Origin of the sequence: Amycolatopsis sp. NPDC051373 (assembly GCF_040689465.1) — a bacterium.
Taxonomy (GTDB): domain Bacteria; phylum Actinomycetota; class Actinomycetes; order Mycobacteriales; family Pseudonocardiaceae; genus Amycolatopsis.
On record NZ_JBFBAE010000012.1, the window covers coordinates 89,130 to 105,425 of the forward strand.

15 protein-coding genes are annotated in these 16,296 nt (G+C 71.7%); 8 read left to right on the plus strand and 7 right to left on the minus strand.

Going from position 1 to position 16,296, the window contains the following annotated elements; translation table 11 throughout:
• Positions 1-69: 69 nt before the first annotated feature.
• Both AB0383_RS23175 and AB0383_RS23180 read left to right on the plus strand, forming a co-directional pair.
• Positions 70-1,638 carry a TROVE domain-containing protein gene (locus AB0383_RS23175; RefSeq protein ID WP_364185004.1) on the plus strand — a complete coding sequence of 523 codons (1,569 nt, stop codon included), beginning with the start codon at positions 70-72 and terminating at the stop codon, positions 1,636-1,638.
• Between the two features lie 141 nt (positions 1,639-1,779).
• Positions 1,780-2,193, plus strand: a complete 414-nt coding sequence (locus AB0383_RS23180; protein WP_366188494.1) for a cupin domain-containing protein — start codon at positions 1,780-1,782, stop codon at positions 2,191-2,193.
• Positions 2,194-2,258: 65 nt separating this feature from the next.
• On the opposite strand, the gene AB0383_RS23185 is transcribed toward AB0383_RS23180, so the two are convergent.
• Positions 2,259-2,735 carry an Rrf2 family transcriptional regulator gene (locus AB0383_RS23185; RefSeq protein WP_366188628.1) on the minus strand — a complete coding sequence of 159 codons (477 nt, stop codon included), beginning with the start codon at positions 2,733-2,735 and terminating at the stop codon, positions 2,259-2,261.
• Between the two features lie 114 nt (positions 2,736-2,849).
• Here AB0383_RS23185 and AB0383_RS23190 point away from each other — a divergent pair, with 114 nt between their 5' ends.
• On the plus strand, positions 2,850-3,743 hold the full coding sequence (locus tag AB0383_RS23190; protein ID WP_366188495.1) for a sigma factor-like helix-turn-helix DNA-binding protein: 894 nt from the start codon (positions 2,850-2,852) through the stop codon (positions 3,741-3,743).
• A complete protein-coding gene (locus AB0383_RS23195; RefSeq protein ID WP_364184998.1) occupies positions 3,740-5,125 on the plus strand; it encodes a PLP-dependent aminotransferase family protein in 1,386 nt (461 codons plus the stop codon). The genes AB0383_RS23190 and AB0383_RS23195 overlap by 4 nt, the downstream gene beginning before the upstream one ends.
• A gap of 965 nt (positions 5,126-6,090) precedes the next feature.
• Here AB0383_RS23195 and AB0383_RS23200 read toward each other — a convergent pair.
• Entirely contained in the window at positions 6,091-6,942 is an 852-nt protein-coding gene (locus AB0383_RS23200) for an NAD(P)-dependent oxidoreductase (protein WP_366188496.1), read from the minus strand.
• A gap of 208 nt (positions 6,943-7,150) precedes the next feature.
• Between AB0383_RS23200 and AB0383_RS23205 the strand changes: the two genes are divergently transcribed.
• Both AB0383_RS23205 and AB0383_RS23210 read left to right on the plus strand, forming a co-directional pair.
• On the plus strand, positions 7,151-7,903 hold the full coding sequence (locus AB0383_RS23205) for an NAD(P)H-binding protein (protein ID WP_366188497.1): 753 nt from the start codon (positions 7,151-7,153) through the stop codon (positions 7,901-7,903).
• A gap of 10 nt (positions 7,904-7,913) precedes the next feature.
• Positions 7,914-8,327, plus strand: coding sequence for a hypothetical protein (locus tag AB0383_RS23210; RefSeq protein WP_366188498.1), 414 nt, complete (start codon positions 7,914-7,916; stop codon positions 8,325-8,327).
• Between the two features lie 657 nt (positions 8,328-8,984).
• Here AB0383_RS23210 and AB0383_RS23215 read toward each other — a convergent pair.
• Complete coding sequence (locus AB0383_RS23215) at positions 8,985-9,410, minus strand: pyridoxamine 5'-phosphate oxidase family protein (RefSeq protein ID WP_366188629.1); 426 nt, start codon at positions 9,408-9,410, stop codon at positions 8,985-8,987.
• A 210-nt stretch (positions 9,411-9,620) separates the two neighbouring features.
• Between AB0383_RS23215 and AB0383_RS23220 the strand changes: the two genes are divergently transcribed.
• Positions 9,621-11,219 (plus strand): FAD-dependent monooxygenase, encoded by a 1,599-nt coding sequence (locus AB0383_RS23220; protein WP_366188499.1) that lies wholly within the window; start codon positions 9,621-9,623, stop codon positions 11,217-11,219.
• Here the strand turns inward: AB0383_RS23220 and AB0383_RS23225 are convergent.
• Positions 11,180-11,662 carry a flavin reductase family protein gene (locus AB0383_RS23225; protein ID WP_364184986.1) on the minus strand — a complete coding sequence of 161 codons (483 nt, stop codon included), beginning with the start codon at positions 11,660-11,662 and terminating at the stop codon, positions 11,180-11,182. The two genes, AB0383_RS23220 and AB0383_RS23225, sit on opposite strands and share 40 nt — an antisense overlap.
• Before the next feature lie 23 nt (positions 11,663-11,685).
• Positions 11,686-12,339, minus strand: a complete 654-nt coding sequence (locus AB0383_RS23230; protein ID WP_366188500.1) for a TetR family transcriptional regulator — start codon at positions 12,337-12,339, stop codon at positions 11,686-11,688.
• 100 nt (positions 12,340-12,439) lie between these two features.
• On the opposite strand from AB0383_RS23230, the gene AB0383_RS23235 reads away from it, so the two are divergent.
• Positions 12,440-13,294, plus strand: coding sequence for an SDR family NAD(P)-dependent oxidoreductase (locus AB0383_RS23235; RefSeq protein ID WP_366188501.1), 855 nt, complete (start codon positions 12,440-12,442; stop codon positions 13,292-13,294).
• Positions 13,295-13,297: 3 nt separating this feature from the next.
• On the opposite strand, the gene AB0383_RS23240 is transcribed toward AB0383_RS23235, so the two are convergent.
• Together AB0383_RS23240 and AB0383_RS23245 are read right to left on the minus strand one after the other, a co-directional pair.
• Positions 13,298-14,482, minus strand: coding sequence for a glycosyltransferase 87 family protein (locus AB0383_RS23240; RefSeq protein ID WP_366188502.1), 1,185 nt, complete (start codon positions 14,480-14,482; stop codon positions 13,298-13,300).
• Positions 14,483-15,532: 1,050 nt separating this feature from the next.
• The gene (locus AB0383_RS23245) at positions 15,533-16,183 is read right to left on the minus strand and encodes a TetR/AcrR family transcriptional regulator (protein WP_364184978.1); all 651 of its coding nucleotides are present in this window, start codon (positions 16,181-16,183) and stop codon (positions 15,533-15,535) included.
• Positions 16,184-16,296 lie beyond the last annotated feature (113 nt).

Consider the following 16,296-nt stretch of genomic DNA (forward strand, 5'->3'; position numbering starts at 1 on the left):
TTCTCGGGCACACCTGAAACTGCTGCTCCCTCCCACGACCGGACAGACAAAACATGAGGGGGTCGACCCATGGCCAAGTTCAACATCCTCGGCGCACTGCGGGCGGCCCGCTCGCCGATCTCCAGTGAGGCCGTCGCGAGCGGGCGCACGTACGAAGGCGGGGCCGGCTACGCGCGCGATGCCAAGAGCGAGCTGTTCCTTCTCGCCGTGACCAACCTGGTCGGCGAGCACACGTTCTACGAGAGCGCCGAGCAGCGCGACACCCGCTATGCCGAACTCGTGCGTGCGGCGACGCTGGCCGATCCCGAGTGGACGGTGCGCTTCCTCGCGTGGCTGCGCGGGGAGGCGAACCTGCGCACCGCGGCGCTCGTCGGCGCGGCCGAATTCGCCGCGGCGCGGCGGGAAGCCGGCCTCGAAGGCCTCTCACGCCAGGTGGTCAACAGCGTGCTGCAGCGGGCGGACGAGCCGGGTGAGCTGCTGGCCTACTGGACGAGCGTCCACGGCCGCACCCTGCCCAAGCCGGTGAAGCGCGGTGTGGCCGACGCCGCCCAGCGCCTCTACACCGAGGGCTCCTACCTCAAGTGGGACTCCGACGCGCGCGGGTTCCGGTTCGCCGACGTCCTCGGGCTGGCGCACCCCGGCCCGCGTGTCGACTGGCAGGACGCTCTGTTCGAGCACGTCCTCGACGTCCGCTTCCACGCCGACCGCGAGATCCCCGCTTCACTGCGGACTCTCGGCGCGCACCGGGAGCTGATGGCCTGGCCGATCGAACGCCGGCGCGAGCTGGTCGAGTCCGCCACGGCGCCCGAGGCGCTGCGCCGGGCCGGGATGACGTGGGAGTCGCTCGCCGGGTGGCTCCAGGGGCCGCTGACCGCGGCCGCGTGGGAGTCGATGATCCCGTCGATGGGTTACATGGCGCTGCTGCGCAACCTGCGCAACTTCGACCAGGCCGGGGTTTCCGACGAGGTGGCGCAAGCCGTCGCCACGCGGCTCGCCGACCCGGAGCAGGTCGCGCGGTCGCGGCAGCTGCCGATGCGGTTCCTCTCGGCCTACCGGGCGGCACCGTCGCTGCGGTGGGCGTGGGCGCTGGAACAGGCGATCACGCACTCGCTCGCCAACGTCGGAGTGCTGCCGGGCCGCACCCTGATCCTGGTGGACACCTCGTGGTCGATGACCTCGCGGTTCTCGAAGGACGGCACGCTGAAGCGGTGGGACGCGGCCGCGGTGTTCGGCCTCGCGCTCGGGCAGCGGTGCGAGCAGGCCGACGTCGTGTCGTTCTCCGACGACACCCGCGAGTTCCCGCTGCGGCAGCGGGAATCGCTGCTGAAGTCGGTGGACCGCTGGACCGCCGACGGCTACTTCCTCGGCAACGGCACCGACACGCACCTCGCCGTCGGAAAGCACGAGCGCGGCCACGACCGCGTCGTGATCATCACCGACGAGCAGGCCGCGCAGGGCGATGTCGGGAAGTCCGTGCCCGCGGCCACGCCGCTGTACACGTGGAACCTCGCCGGGTACGAGCGGGGCCACGCGCCCAGCGGCGGCCGCAACCGGCACACGTTCGGCGGCCTGACCGACCAGGCCTTCCGGATGATCCCGCTGCTGGAGGCCGGGCGCAACGCCGACTGGCCGTTCTGACCGTCGCGATCGGACGGTGGTCCGGGTGACCACCGTCCGATCGCGACAGTGGGCCCGCCAGGAACCTTTTGCCAACCGGTACAGGAAAGCGGCCCTCGATTGGACCGGTCACACGCGCGGAAGCGGACCTAGCCTGGCCCTATGATCCTTTCACCCGGCTCACGCAGCACCTACGACAACCTGCTCACGCGCACGCCGCCGTTCGTCCCCGAGGGCGCGCACTTCATGGTCGGCACCGTTTCGATCCCGCCGGGCGACCCGGGCAGCGGCCCGCACCGCCACTCCGGTCCCGTGTTCGGCTACGTGCTCGAGGGCGAGATCCTCTTCGAGCTCGAAGGCGAGGAGCCCTACCCGATCAAGGCCGGGGAGGCGTTCTGGGAGCCCGGCGGCGAGGTTGTGCACTACCAGGCCGGCAACCTGCGCGAGGACATCGCGAGCAAGTTCGTGGTCTGCATGGTCTGCGCGCCCGACGTGCCGATGCTCACGTTCCTCGACGAGGACGAGATCCGCGAGCGCGACCACCTGCGTCATCCGAAGGCCCGTCGCTCGGCCTGAACTTCCGTCCGGCCTGCTGTCTCCGATCTGGAGGCGGCAGGCCATTTTTTTGGGCGGCGCTGCCGTCAGGCGCGGCCGTACGCCTTGCGGGCCAGCCGGGCGGCCGAAGGAGCGTGACTGTCAGCTTCGGCCCGGATGTCGGCGATCGTCTTGGCCGCCAGGGCTTTGCGCCACTGCAGCTCGGCGTGCTGCATGGCCGAGTCGACCGCGCACTTGCGGCGGAACGCGCTCTGCGGCGCCTCCTGACCCATACCGTGCTGCCGGATCTCGGTGCACTGGAACGCGAGCCCCCGGCCCTCGATGGCGGCGACCACGTCCATCAGCGTGATGTCCTCGGGCCGGCGCGCGAGCACGAACCCGCCGCGCGCGCCCGGGAGCGAACGCAGCAGCCCCGCGCGCACGAGCGCCTGCAGCTGCTTGTTCAGGTACGCCACGGGAAGCTCGTAGCTGGCAGCGAGGGACGCGGTGGACACCGGTTCGTCGTCGTCGAGCCACGCGAGCGACAGCAGGACGTGGACGGACCACTCGACACCCTGGTTCATCCGCACGGCCGCCACCCTAGACAATCTGGACCCTGGAAGTCAAGGTTCCGGTTGCGGGCACGGGAGCGCACCTGCCACCATCGGAATCCCCTGCAGCGCACGAGGAGCGGCGAAGTGACCGAAGTGGCCGGTGGCGGACTGACCGACGCGGTGGCGGCGTTCGAAGCCATGCGCCCGCGCCTGTTCGGCATCGCCTACCGGCTGCTGGGCACTGCGGCCGACGCCGAAGACGTGGTGCAGGACACCTGGATCCGCTGGCAGGGCACGGATCGCGGCGCAGTGCGCAACACCGAGGCCTTCCTCGTCACCGCCGCGAGCCGCCTTGCGCTGACCGCCGCGACCGCGGCCCGGGCGCGCCGCGAGCTCTACGTCGGCCCGTGGCTGCCCGAGCCGATCCCGACCGCCGACGGCGCCGACGTCACGGTGGAGCGCGGCGAGGCACTCGAGCTCGCCGTGCTGATGCTGCTCGAACGGCTGACGCCGCAGGAGCGCGCGGTGTACGTGCTGAAGGAGGCCTTCGACTACCCGTACCGCGACATCGCCGGGTTCCTCGACATCAGCGAGCAGCACGCGCGCCAGCTGGGGCACCGGGCGCGGGGCCACGTGACCCGCGAACGCGGCGCGCGCGTGAGCCCGGCCGAGCGCGACCGGTTGCTGCAAGCGTTTCTGGGAGCCGCCCAGCGGGGTGACCTCGAAGGCCTGCAGAGCCTCCTGGCCGAGCACGCCGTGGCCTACTCGGACGGTGGCGGCGTCGTCACGGCAGCGCGCAAACCGGTCTCCGGCCGCGATCGCGTGGCGCAGTACCTGCTGCGAACGGTCGGGATTCACGGGCAGCAGGTCGACACTTCCGTCGTGGCGGCGAACGGGCAGCACGTGGTCCTCGTCTCCCGCGCCGGCGAACCGCTGGCGGCGTGCTGGGTGGACGCGTCGCCGCTGGGCATCGACCAGGTCTGCTTCGTCGTGAACCCGGCGAAGCTCGCCCGGCTGGCCGCGGCGGTCGCGGGGTGAGCTCGCTCGGGATCGACCTGCACCTCGAGGCCGGCGGCGAGCCGCGGGCGCGCTCGATCGAAGCCGCGCTGCGCGAGGCCGTGACGTCCGGGCGGCTGCCGGCCGGCACGCGCCTGCCCGGCACCCGCAGCCTGGCCGACGACCTGGGGATCGCCCGCGGCACTGTCGTGGAGGCCTACGCGCAGCTCGTGGCCGAGGGCTGGCTGGTGAGCACGACCGGGTCGGGCACCCGCGTCGCCGAAACCCGGCTCCCCGTGACGAAAGCGATGTCGGAGGTCGAGCCGCGCCTGCTCGACCTGCGGCCGGGGCGGCCGGATCTGAGCCTGTTCCCACACACGCTGTGGTCGGCCAGCGTGAAACGCACACTGTCGGCGGCGGGACCGTCCAGTTTGGACTACGGCGACCCGGCCGGCTCGCGTCTGCTGCGCGAAGCGGTGGCCACCTATGTGTCGCGGACCCGCGGTGTGCGCGCCGAGGCCGAGGCGGTCGTGATCACGAGCGGCTTCACCCACGGCCTCGCCTTGCTGGCGCGGGCGCTGCGGGAGTCGGGGATGTCCGTGATCGGCACGGAGGACCCCGGCCTCGTCCACCACCGGCGCCTCATCCACGGCGCGGGTCTCGCGACCGCACCGCTGCCCGTGGGTCCGGAGGGCGCGGATCCCGCCGCACTGGACCCGGACGTCCGCGCGGTTCTGCTCACGCCCGCCCACCAGCACCCGCGCGGCGTCGTGCTGAGCCCCGACCTGCGCACGGCCTTCCTCGACTGGGCCCGCGCCCGCGACGGCTTCGTCATCGAGGACGACTACGACGGCGAGTTCCGCTACGACAAACAGCCCGTGGGCGCGCTGCAGGCGCTGGACCCGTCGCGCGTGGTCTTCGCGGGCAGCACCAGCAAGTCCCTGGCGCCCGGCCTGCGCCTCGGCTGGCTCGTGCTGCCGCCGCGGCTGCGCATCCCCGTGCTCGACGCGCTCGCCGTCACCGGCGCGTCCGTCGGCGTCCCCGACCAGCTCGCCCTCGCCGACCTGCTCCAGCGCGGCGACTACGACCGCCACGTGCGCCGCGCCCGCCAGACCTACCAGAGGCGGCGCACCGAGCTGGCCACCCGCCTCGCCACCCTCACCGACGTCCCCCTCGACGGCGTCCCCGCCGGCCTCCACGCCCTGCTCCCCCTGGCGTCACGCCACGAGGAAAAGCGCCTCGTCGACGCCGGCCTCCACGCGGGAGTCCGCCTGCTGGGCCTGCACACCGCGGGCTACTGGCACGGCAGCGACGACCGCGCCGGCCTGGTCCTCGGCTACGCCACTCCACCGCAACACTCGTGGCGCCCGGCGCTGGACACGCTGGCGCAGCTGCTGGAGGGCGCGGAGATCGCCACTTGGTGACCCGGCTGTTGCCGGCTTGGGCATTCAGTCGGCTTGGCATTCAGCCGGCTTGGGCATTCAGTCGGCCAACTCACGCCGAGCCGCGGCCGCTGCCGCCGGGCACCGGACCACACCGGTGTGTAGCCGCGGCCGTCCGCCCAGCCCGGAGCCTTCGGGCCGCGGTCCCGCACAGCCCTTTTCACCGGGCCGCCAGGCCGCGCCGGCGGAGCCTTCTCCCAGCCGAAGCCGAGAGCGAACCAGGCCACGCCCCGCGCTGCCCGGCCCCGGCCCAGGTGCAGCCCTTTGGGCACGCCGACCCGGGGCCACCAGAACGCCAGTGCGCGCCCTACTCCACGCGAGAGCCGAGCAAAACAGGTCGCGCCTGCGCGTTGCGCTGGTGACAACCTCAGGCTGAAGCCCACCCCATCGCACTCGCGCACAGCCACAGCCACAGCCGCCGAGACGCCAGTGCGCCGTGCTCCACACCAGAGCCGAGGCAACCGGGTCGCGCTCGCACGTTGCACCGGCGACCAACTTACGCTGAAGCCCACCCCATCACGCACAGCCACAGCGACCGAGACGCCAGTGCGCCTGCTCCACACCAGAGCTGAGGCACCCGAGTCGCGCCCGCACATTGCGCAGGCGACCAACTTACGCTGAAGCCCACCCCATCACGCACAGCCACAGCCACAGCCACCGGGACGCCAGTGCGCCGTGCTCCACACCAGAGCCGAGGCAACCGGGTCGCACCCGCACATTGCACCGGCGACCAACTCAGACTGAAGCCCACCCCATCACGCACAGCCACAGCCACAGCCACAGCCGCCGAGACGCCAGGCCACGCCCTGCCCTGCCCCCACCCCGCCCAAGGGTGCAGCCCTCCGGGCACGCCGACCCACGGCCACCAGAACGCCAGGCCACGCCAGTGCGCCCACCTCCACACCAGAGCCGAGCCAACCGGGCCGCACAGTGCGCTGAGGCCGCGGTCAGCCCAGCTCGAACCCCTCCCGCCACGAAGGCCGGCTCGGCAGCCAGCCCAGGTCCTTCCGAGCGCGTGTGTTGTCCGCTCCCCGAGCCCACGGCGTGCGCTCACCCTCGGTCCGAGCAGGAGGCGGCGCCCCGACGGAAGCGCAGAACGCCGGCACCCAGTCGTAGCCCGCCGCGGGCTCGTCGTCGCAGACGTTGACCGGGCCGGTGGGCCAGGTGAGGGCGGCGAGCGCGGCCGAGGCGGCGTCGTCGATGTGGAGGAAGCTGGTGACGTCCGCGGTGGCCGGGAGGTTGTCGGCCGCCGCGAGCTGGGCCATGAGGGCGCCGGCGGTGTACCAGGTGTCCGGGCCGTAGAGGGTGCCGTAGCGCAGGACCACCCATTCGGGCAATTCCGACACCGCCGTCTCCAGGCTGGCGACGCCCGACACCGAGCCGAGCCGGTCGGGGGCGCCGCCCAGGTCGAGTGGCGTGTCTTCCGTCGCGGGCGCGGCGCCGGGCTCGTACGCCCACGAGATGCTCTGCGCGACGATCCGTCCCACGCCGGCGGCCTTCGCCGCGTCGACGAGGTTGCGCGTGCCGACCGTGCGCACCTGGGCGTTCGCGGTGCGGTCGCCCGAGCCGAGGTCCGTCAGCTGGTGCATCACCACATCCGGCGCGGCGGCCCGGACGATCTCGGCCAGTGCGGGCGCGTCGTACACGTCGCCGAGCACGGCCGTCGCGCCGAGCGCGGTGATCCGGTCGGCCGAGGCCCCGCCGCGCGCCAGCCCGACCACCTCGTGGCCCGCCCCGAGCAGCGCCGGCACCACCTTGCGCCCGACAACGCCGGACGCGCCGGCGAGGAAGATCCGCATCTTTCCCTCTCAAACGATCTCGTGTGGACAACCCAGGTGAGTTCCAGTCAACCGGCGCCCACGCCGGACCGGTAGTCCACTTCACCCCCGCCCCACTGGACCGGTTCACGGCACCCGGAGGTGTGGATCACACACCGGCCTGTCACGTTCGCCGGACCTGCGCGGTCTGGGCAGTGATCGACACCCGAGACGAAATGAGGCAAGACCGATGCGAGTGGCTGTCGCCGGCGGGACCGGGCTGATCGGCGCGCTGGTGGTGCGGAAGCTGACCGCGGCCGGGCACGAGCCGGTGGTGCTGGCGCGTTCGAGTGGCGTCGACCTGACGACCGGCGCCGGGCTCGGCGGGAAGCTCGACGGCTGCGAAGAAGTCGTCGATGTCACCAACGTCATGTCCGTGCGCAGGAAGCCCGCGGTCGGGTTCTTCGCCGCCGCCACGCGCAACCTCCTGGACGCCGCCGCGACGGCCGGGGCGCGACACGTGATTACGCTCTCGATCGTCGGCGTGGACGACGTCGACCTCGGCTACTACTTCGGCAAGCGCAAGCAGGAGGAGCTGGTGCGCAACGGCCCGGTGCCGTGGACGATCCTGCGGGCCACTCAGTTCCACGAGTTCCCGGAGCCCCTTGTGGACGGTGCCCGCGGGCCGTTCGTGGTGGTGCCCCAGGAGCTGTCCCAGCCGGTCTCGGCGGACGAGGTCGCGAGCGCGCTGGCCGCGCAGGTCGGGCAGGAGCCGGGCGGCTACGTGCGGCCGCTCGCCGGACCCGAGCAGCTCCAGATGGCCGACATGGCCCGCCGGCTGGTCAAGGCCCGCGGATCCCGCAAGATCGTGCTGCCGGTGCGCCTGCCGGGCGCAGTCGGCAAGGCCATGACCGGCGGCGCGCTGCTGCCGCGCGAAGACTACGCCCAGGGCGAGCGGACGTTCGCCGAGTACCTGCGCCGCGTCGCGAACCGACTGTCCTGAAAGGACTCCCATGAACACCCTCGCCATCCGGGCCGCCCTGGTGATCCCGTTCCTCGACGAAGTGGTCGTCGGCGGCTGGAACCAGCTGTTCCCCGAAAGCTTCTACACCACGTTTCCCACGGTGGACCTGAACCCACCGTTCAGCGAGCACTTCGCCCGCGACTTCGGCGGCGCGACGCTGGCTATCGCGCTGGTGCTCGGCATCGCACTGGTCAAACCGAAGATGCACTACGTCGTGCCCGCCGCGGCGGCGTTCTCGCTCTTCGCCGTGCCGCACTTCTTCTTCCACCTGTTCGACACGCACCCGCGGGTCATGTGGCAGGCCGTCGTGCTCACCACCGCCAATGCCCTGGTGGCACTCCTCGGCCTGGCTGCGATCCTCCTGGCCGTGCTGCGCGACCGGCGCGAGGCTACTGCGGATTAGCCCGGTACGGGTCGAGCGCGCCGGTCGGCCCGTTGCCGACGAAGTCGCCGGTCGCCCGCTACATCTCGCGTTCGTCCGCCGGCCGAGCGGGCAGCGTCAGCCCCATCGCGGTGCCAGCGGCGGGCGGCCGAGGTCGGCCATCGCGCAGACGGCGCCGGCCCACTCGCCCGTGGCGACCACGGCCACCCGATACCAGACGACGGCAGGCGCCCCCGCCGTCACCCACGACCGGTCCGCCCGCCCCGGCGACGAGGTCGACGGCGGCGGCCACCGCGACGAGCCCGTGGCCGTAGAGCAGGCTGACCAAGAAGTCGACTTACGTGCGCCGAACCGCGTGGCCACTACCTGCCGAAGCCTGGACCCGGCGGCTGGACACCCTGTTGACCACCGCCGGCCCACGTTGCGGAATCCTTCGACCCGAGGAGTTCGACATCGAAGCGAATCCCACCGACGGAAGGTGACCGGGCGTCGCCTCCGCGGAATCCCCGACGGTGGCGTCGGCGCGTCAGGATCACCAAATCGCGGCGAGTCCTCGTCGGGAGCGCCGGGATCCGTAGGTCCGTCGTTGTGCGACGTCGTCATCCGCCGCCCCTGTCGTTCACGCGAGCCCGGTCACCATAGTGGGAAACGCCCGCGCAACCGAGGGTCGGCGCGAAATCAAGCCGGCCCCAGATCCGAGGACAGCCAGTGTTCCGGCCGCATCGAAATCACGATGTGCTCTCCGATGTGGGTGCGCTCGAAGTCCAGGAAGGGCGCGACTTTCTCCGGCGGGAGGTACCGCGACACCATTTCCCGCGTTTGCTCGTCGGCACTGGGGCCGGTACCGGTAACCGGTCCTTCCACCGAGACGTAGCGGACGGTGGGCGAGATCCGTTGCACCATCAGGGTGAAGCGCCCCGTCGCCTCGATCGCGCGGGCTTTGCGCGCGCCCGGGGGCGTGCGGATCCACAGATCACCACCCGGGGTGTACTGGTACCAGATGGGCACGACGAGCGGAGCACGGTCGGGGCGTTCGACCACCGACAACGCGCCGACGTGCGGCTCGGCCAGGAACTGTTCGCGTATTTCCGCTGTCAACACCATGACCGCGCAGGCTACGCCGTGGGTCCGACAAGAACCGTCACACTCGGCCATAAAGTCCACTGTGGACGAATGATTCGGTACGATCGAGGCAACTCCTGTAACGCTCATGAAATCCTTTTCGATTGAACTGGGGTAACCCTTTCGCGAGACCGAGAGGAACGGGGAAATGACAGTCGCCAAAACAGATGACCGCGATCTGACGCCCGCACCGTGACCGCGTCCGGGCAGGACACCGTGCTGGTCGTGGGGGCCGGGCCGGTGGGCTTGACGGCCGCCGCCGAGCTGGTGCGCCAGGGCGCGCGCGTGCGGGTGGTGGAGCAGCTGGCCGAGCCCACCACGCAGTCCCGCGCGGTCGTCGTGCACCCGCGCACGCAGGAGCACCTGGCCGCCATGGGCGTGCTCGCGCGGTTGGAGCGCGAAGCGTCCGCCATGACCGCGCTGGAGATCTACGCCGGCCACGACCCGAAGCAGCCCACCGTGCGGCTGGACACCGAGCACCTCACCACCCGCTACCGCCGCATCCTCGACCTCCCCCAGCCACGGACCGAGGCGCTGCTCGCCGAACACGCGGCCGGCCTGGGCGTGCGGGTCGAACGCGGCGTGACACTGGAGAGCCTCGAACAGGATTCGACGGGCGTCACGGCCACCTTCACCTCGGCGGCCGGGCGCGACCGGTCCCGCTACGGCTGGGTGGTCGGCGCCGACGGCGGGCACAGCACCACGCGCACAGCCGTCGGCACGCGGATCGAGGGCGTGTTCGAAGGTCAACATTTCTTGTTCGCCGACGTCGCCGCCGAATCCGAACGCTCACCCGACACCGTGCGAATGTTCGCGCACCCCGATGGCATCGGCGGCGTGTTCCCGATGCCCGAGGGCCGCACGCGGCTGTTGTTCGAAGTCGAACCCCCGGCGGCCGGCGCGGTCCCGACGATCGCCGAGACACAGAAGCTCGTCGACCAGCGCGCGGGCGGCGCCTGGCACGTGCCGGACGCACACTGGCTCACGTACTTCGAGATCCACCACGGCCAGGTGCCCCGCTACCGGCACGGCCGGGTGCTGCTGGCCGGCGACGCCGCGCACATCCACAGCCCCGCCGGCGGTCAGGGCATGAACACCGGCATCCAGGACGCGGTGAACCTCGCGTGGAAGCTCGCCTTGGTCGCCACCGGCCGCGCCGATCCCGCGCTGCTCGATTCCTACCACGCCGAACGCCACCGGGTCGGCGCGTCCGTGGTCAAGGAGACCACGCGCATGACCGACGTCATGACCGTCAACGGCGCCGAACGCGGGCTGCGCAACCTCGCGCTGTTCCTGGTCGGACACCTCCCGCCGGTGCGCGAGGAGCTGATCTCCGGCATCGCCGAGGTCGACATCCACTACCGCGCCAGCCCCATCGTCACCGGCCGCGCGACCTCACGGCGGCACCCGCACCCGGGCGACCACGCGCCCGACCTGCCCGGCCTGCGCGCCGCCGACGGCACGCCGACCTCACTCGACGAGCTGCTCCGTCGGCCCGGCCACCTGCTCCTCACGAGCGTCCGGGACACGGCGGTCCTCGACGAGTTCCGCGCGGCCCTGGCCGGGCTCGGCACGGTCCTACCCCTCGGCCCCGGCGGACTCCAGGACCCGGACGGCTCGTTCACCGACCGCTACGGCACCGGCGACCACGGCCTCGCCCTCATCCGCCCCGACGGTTACCTCGGCCTCATCACCCGGGAGGGAACTCCCGAAAAACTGTCCGAATACGCACAACTCCTGATGCACGGCGCTCAGGCTTCGTTGCCCGGTGGTAAGTCCCGCACATTCTGAAACCCGAGCTGCGGGCCGCCACTCGTCGCGGCGGCGAACGGGCTCAGCAGGTACCCGATGTGGTCGCCCGTGTCGTGACGCGACAGGACTTCGCCGGCGAACCAGTCGGGGCACCCGTCGAGCAACGGGAGACCGCGCGGCCCGGAATGCCAGGCGCACAAGGAGAACTTGTCGACGTCGAACCCACTGCGGGAGCCGAACAGCCGGGCGAGCTCCGCCGCGTCCCGCGTCAGCCGGTGCACGGCGAGCTCCCCGACGCCCGCCGCGACCTCCGTCGTGTGGTTCTCCTTCGACAGCCACACCATGAACCGCGGCGGCGAGATGCTGCACTGCGCCGCGAAGCCCACGAGGCACCCGGCTCGTCGCTCGCCGTCGCGGCACGTCACGACGTACATCGGGTAGTCCAGCTGTCCTGCCCAGCTGTCGAACTGGTCGTCGGCCACGGCCCTCCTCACCGAACGGACCGTCAGCGTAGGGGCGCGGCGAGCCCGGCACATGTCGCGGCCAGCAGCCGGGTCAGTGTCGGGGCGAAGTCACCGGGGCCGACGATCGACAGCGACGCGTCGGCCCGGTACGCTGCGGCGAGCTCGGCCCCGGGATGGGTGACCTGCCACAGCGTGGCCGCGAGGGCGTTGGCCGCGGTGACGACGTCGATCGCCGCGGCGGCAAGGGAAGGCGTCGCAGCTCCGATGGCCGCGGTCAGGACGTCGATCGCCTGGCGGCTGCCGCGCTTGAACTCCACGACGTGCTCGACGTCGACGTCGTGTTCCAGGTGTAGCGGGACGTTGGCGAACAGGTCGCACAGCAACGGATCGGCGGCCAGGCACGCGACGAGCACCTCCGCCAGCTCCGCCGGTGAAACCGTGCGGCCGCGAAGCTCTTCGTCGACCGCATTCGCCCAGCTCGCCCAGCCGTCCGCCGCGAGCCGCAACAGCACGTGCTTGTGCGAGGGGAAGTAGCGGCGCATCGCGGAATGGTGCACGCCCACCTGGTCGGCGATCGCCGTGAGCGTGACCGACGCGACGCCCCGCTCCCGCGCGAGCGTGCGCGCCGCGTCCACCAGGGCTTCAGCACGCTGACGCTTGCTTTCAGGCGAACGCGCGCGCTGGAAGGAAGTCACCTCCGCAGCATAACGCACGATGCGTGCGTTGACAGGACGAGCGCGGCGAGGCTAGCGTCTCATTAACGCACAAGGTGTGCGCAATCAACAGGAGGCTCCCATGGCCAGCAAGGTTCTCCTCGTCACCGGCACCACGTCCGGGATGGGCCGCACGATCGCGCTCGACGCCGCCGCGGCCGGGTACACGGTCGTGGCCACCGGGCGCGACGAGCAGCGGATGGCCGAACTCGCCAAGGAGGCGAAGGCCCGCCAGGTCGAGCTCGACATCCGGTTCCTCGAGATCACCGACCACCCCGCCGTCTACGCCCTGATCGACGCCGTGGCCCGGATCCACGGGCACCTCGACGCCGTGGTCTCGCAAGCCGGCGGCATCTTCGCCCTCGGCACGGCGGAGCAGATCACGATGGACGGCTTCCGTTTCGTCCTCGAGACGAACTTCTTCGGCAACCTCGCCGTCATCAAGGCCGCGCTGCCGCACCTGCGCGCGAGCAAGGGCAGGCTGATCGTGACGACCAGCGCCAACGGGCTGGTCGGTGCGCCGTACAACGACGCGTACGCGGCTTCGAAGTTCGCGCTCGAAGGAGCTGTCGAGTCGCTCGCTCCGGTCGTCGCGCGCTACGGCGTGCGGACCACCATCGTGGAACCCGGGCCGGTGGCCACCGAGGTGATGGCCCCGCGGCGCTTCGAGAAGCTGCTGCTCCACGACGCGGTGGAGAACAGCCCGTACCCCGAGCCGTGGGACTTCCTGTCCCGGGTCATCGGGAACACCGGCGGCGTGCAGGCGGTCGAGGAGGTCGGCCCGCAGATCCTCGACCTGCTCGCCCGCGACAACCCGCCGCTGCGGTTCCAGACCGCGCAGTGGGCCCGGGACTTCGTCGCGCCGAAGTTGTCCGCGGACTTGGACGGCAAGAAGGTCTACGAGGCTTCGGAGGCATACATCGGCCTCGCCGGCTAGTACCTACGGCAGCAGCGGCGGGATGAGCGCCCGGCGGTGGCCCGTGACGAACTGCCACACGAGAAAACCCAATGCCAGCAACAGGTAGCTGTTGCCGATCACGTGGTCCAGCGGCCCCCAGGACAGCTCGCGGAAGTCGTTGTTGGGCAACAGCGAATGCGGCGCGACTATGAAGATCGCGATCACGGGCGCCAGCCCGGCGACCGCGCGGCCGGTCGTGGCGCGGGCGGCCGCCACGATCGTCGCGGGGACGATCCAGACCCAGTGGTGCGACCACGAGATGGGTGAGCACACGAGGACCGCGGCGGCGTTGAGCAGGAAGGCGACCGGTTCGTCGGCCCGGCGCATGGCCGCCGCCGCGAGGATCAAGGCGGCCAGGGTCGCCGCGGCGACCAGGACGAGCGTGGGTGTCGCGGGGAAGCCGAAGCGGTGGACGGCGCCCTGGATGGTCTGGTTGGTGGCGAAGATCGAACCGCTCATGCCCGACGCGCCGGTCAGCCCGCCGCCGAGCCAATAGGCCGCGGAAGCCTGAGGGGCCAACACAAAACCGACCACGCCGGCGGCGACGAACGTGACGAGGGCGGTGGCGAGCGCACGGAAGTCCTTCCTCAGCAGGAAGAACAGCAGAAACCCGGCGGGCGTGATCTTCACGGCCGCGGCCAGGCCGACGAGCACCCCGCGCGGCAGGCGGGTTTTCGGCCCGAGGCAGTCGATCACGACCAGAGCCATGAGCACGAGGTTGACCTGTCCGAACCACAGCGTCTCGCGCACCGGCTCGAATGCCAGCGACGCCGCCCCGACCACGACCGCGGCCAGCACCGCGGTGCGCGTTTCGGCGCGCGGCCGCACGACGACGTAGACCGTGGCACCCAGTGCGGTCAGCGAAATCGCCAGCATCAGGACGGCGGCCACCGGCGTGGGCACCGCGGCCGGCACGAGGAACAGGACGGCGGCGAACGGCGGATAGATGAACGGCAACGTCATGCCCGACCGCGTCGGCGGCAGCGGGCCGTAGAGGTCGCGGCCGTGCGCCAGCGCCTGCGCGCCGAGCCGGTAGACCTCCAGGTCCACCGGCCACAGCGTGCACACGACCGCGAGCACGCCCGCCGCGAAGACGACCGCCGCCACCACCAACGCCACCACGACCCCCCGGCGAGCGGCCGCCTCGTCAAACAGGTGTTTCAGCACTCCGGCCGGTGTCGCGCGCCCCCCAGGGCCTCGGAACGTGATCACCCCGTGATCATCCACGGCGCGTGATCGTTTCACCGAGTCGGGGGCTGTTCGTCACGCGCTGAAGCCGCTGCGGCGGGCCCGCCGTGCCTGCGCCCAAGTAGTGACGGGCACCAGACCGGGGGTCGATCGGCGCCGGGGTCGCCCGGGCAAATCGGCTATTCGGCCCAGACCACGCACGAGTCGACAGTCGCCCGCACCCAACGCTCCGGCGGATACCAGCCCGGCTCGGCGCGGCAGTCACCCCTGCCGCACCAGGAGAATCGCTGCGGCCAGGACCTCCGCGTCAGCCCAACGCCGTCCGACCGGCCCGCCCAGGCCGGACCATCACCGGAGTCGACGGTTGCGCACCTGCGCCCAACGCACTCCGGCCGGATTCGCGATGCACACCCCCTCGTGTACCAGGCCGCTCCGTGCGCACATCTGCCGCGTCGAGTGAGTCGCCGCCTGACCAGACCTCCGCACAAGCGCGACGCCGACCGCTCGCCCCCGCCACACCGGACCACCCCACGAGCCCACGGTTGCGCACCTGCGCCCAACGCACTCCGGCCGCGTTCGCGATGCACACTCCCCCGTGGACCAGGCCCACTCCGCGCGCACACCTGCCGCGTCGAGTGAGTCGCCGCCTGACCAGACCTCCGCACAAGCCCCACGCCACCCGACCGGCCCCGCCACACCGGACCACCCCACAAGCCCACGGCTGCGCACCTGCACCCAACGCACCCCGGCCGCGTTCGCGAAGCACACTCCCCCGTGGACCAGGCCCACTGCGCGCCACCTGCCGCGACGAGTGAGTCGCCGCCAGACCAGACCCCCGCCCAAGCCCGACGCCGACCGCTCGCCCCCTCCACACCGGACCACCCCACGAACCCACGTCGCGCCCAACAGGTCCCGCCGCGTCGGCGATGCACACGCCCGCCGGCATCAGCCTCACTCGGCGCCGGCAATCGCCCCGTGGCCGCACGAGCCCGGCGCTGCTCGCGGGCTCCAGGTCCGGACCACTCCGGATCAGCGGCCCCGGCGTGCCGCAGCCGCCGACACCATCCCCAGCGCCAGATCCGCGTAGTACTCCCCCAGTTCCTCAGGCGAATCCGCCCCGTCCAGCCGGTACCACCGGACCAGGTCGACGCCCAGCGAGAGGATCGCGCGCACGACCCGGTGGGCGTCGGCGTCGGGGAAGGCACCGGTGGTGGTGCCGTGGGTGAGGGCGTCGTGGAAGACCGAGGTGGACCGGCGGCGCAGGTCGACGATCACGTCGTAGTGCGCGGGCGTCAGGGCGCCCAGTTCGTACTGGCTGACGCGCGCGGCGACGTGGTGGCGGGCGTGCCACGAGACGAAGGCGGCGACGAGGGCGCGCAGGTGCGCGGCGGGGTCGGCGTCGGGCGGGACGCGGTTCAGCACGTCGAGTGAACTTTTGTGCCCGGCGCGGGTGATCTCGAACAGCACTTCCTCCTTGGAGCTGAAGTGCACGTACAGCGCGGCGGGCGAGAGGCCGGCCGCGGCGGTGATGTCCCTGGTCGTGGTGGCGTGGAAACCCTGGGCGGCGAAGCAACGCACGCCACCGGTGAGCAGGCCGCGCGCGGCTTTGCCGAAGCCGGCGTCCCAGAGGTCGGGCGAGTCGTCCGCCAGGTCGGGGAGCGCGGATCGCTGGGCGCTCATCGGGGTCCTTTCCGTCGGAAGGGGCCCTTGCTCCGCCCCGCGGGTGTGTGTATCGTCGCACACCACCAGCGATTATGACTATGCGATTAGTCATTGTCCCAGGTAGATGTGTC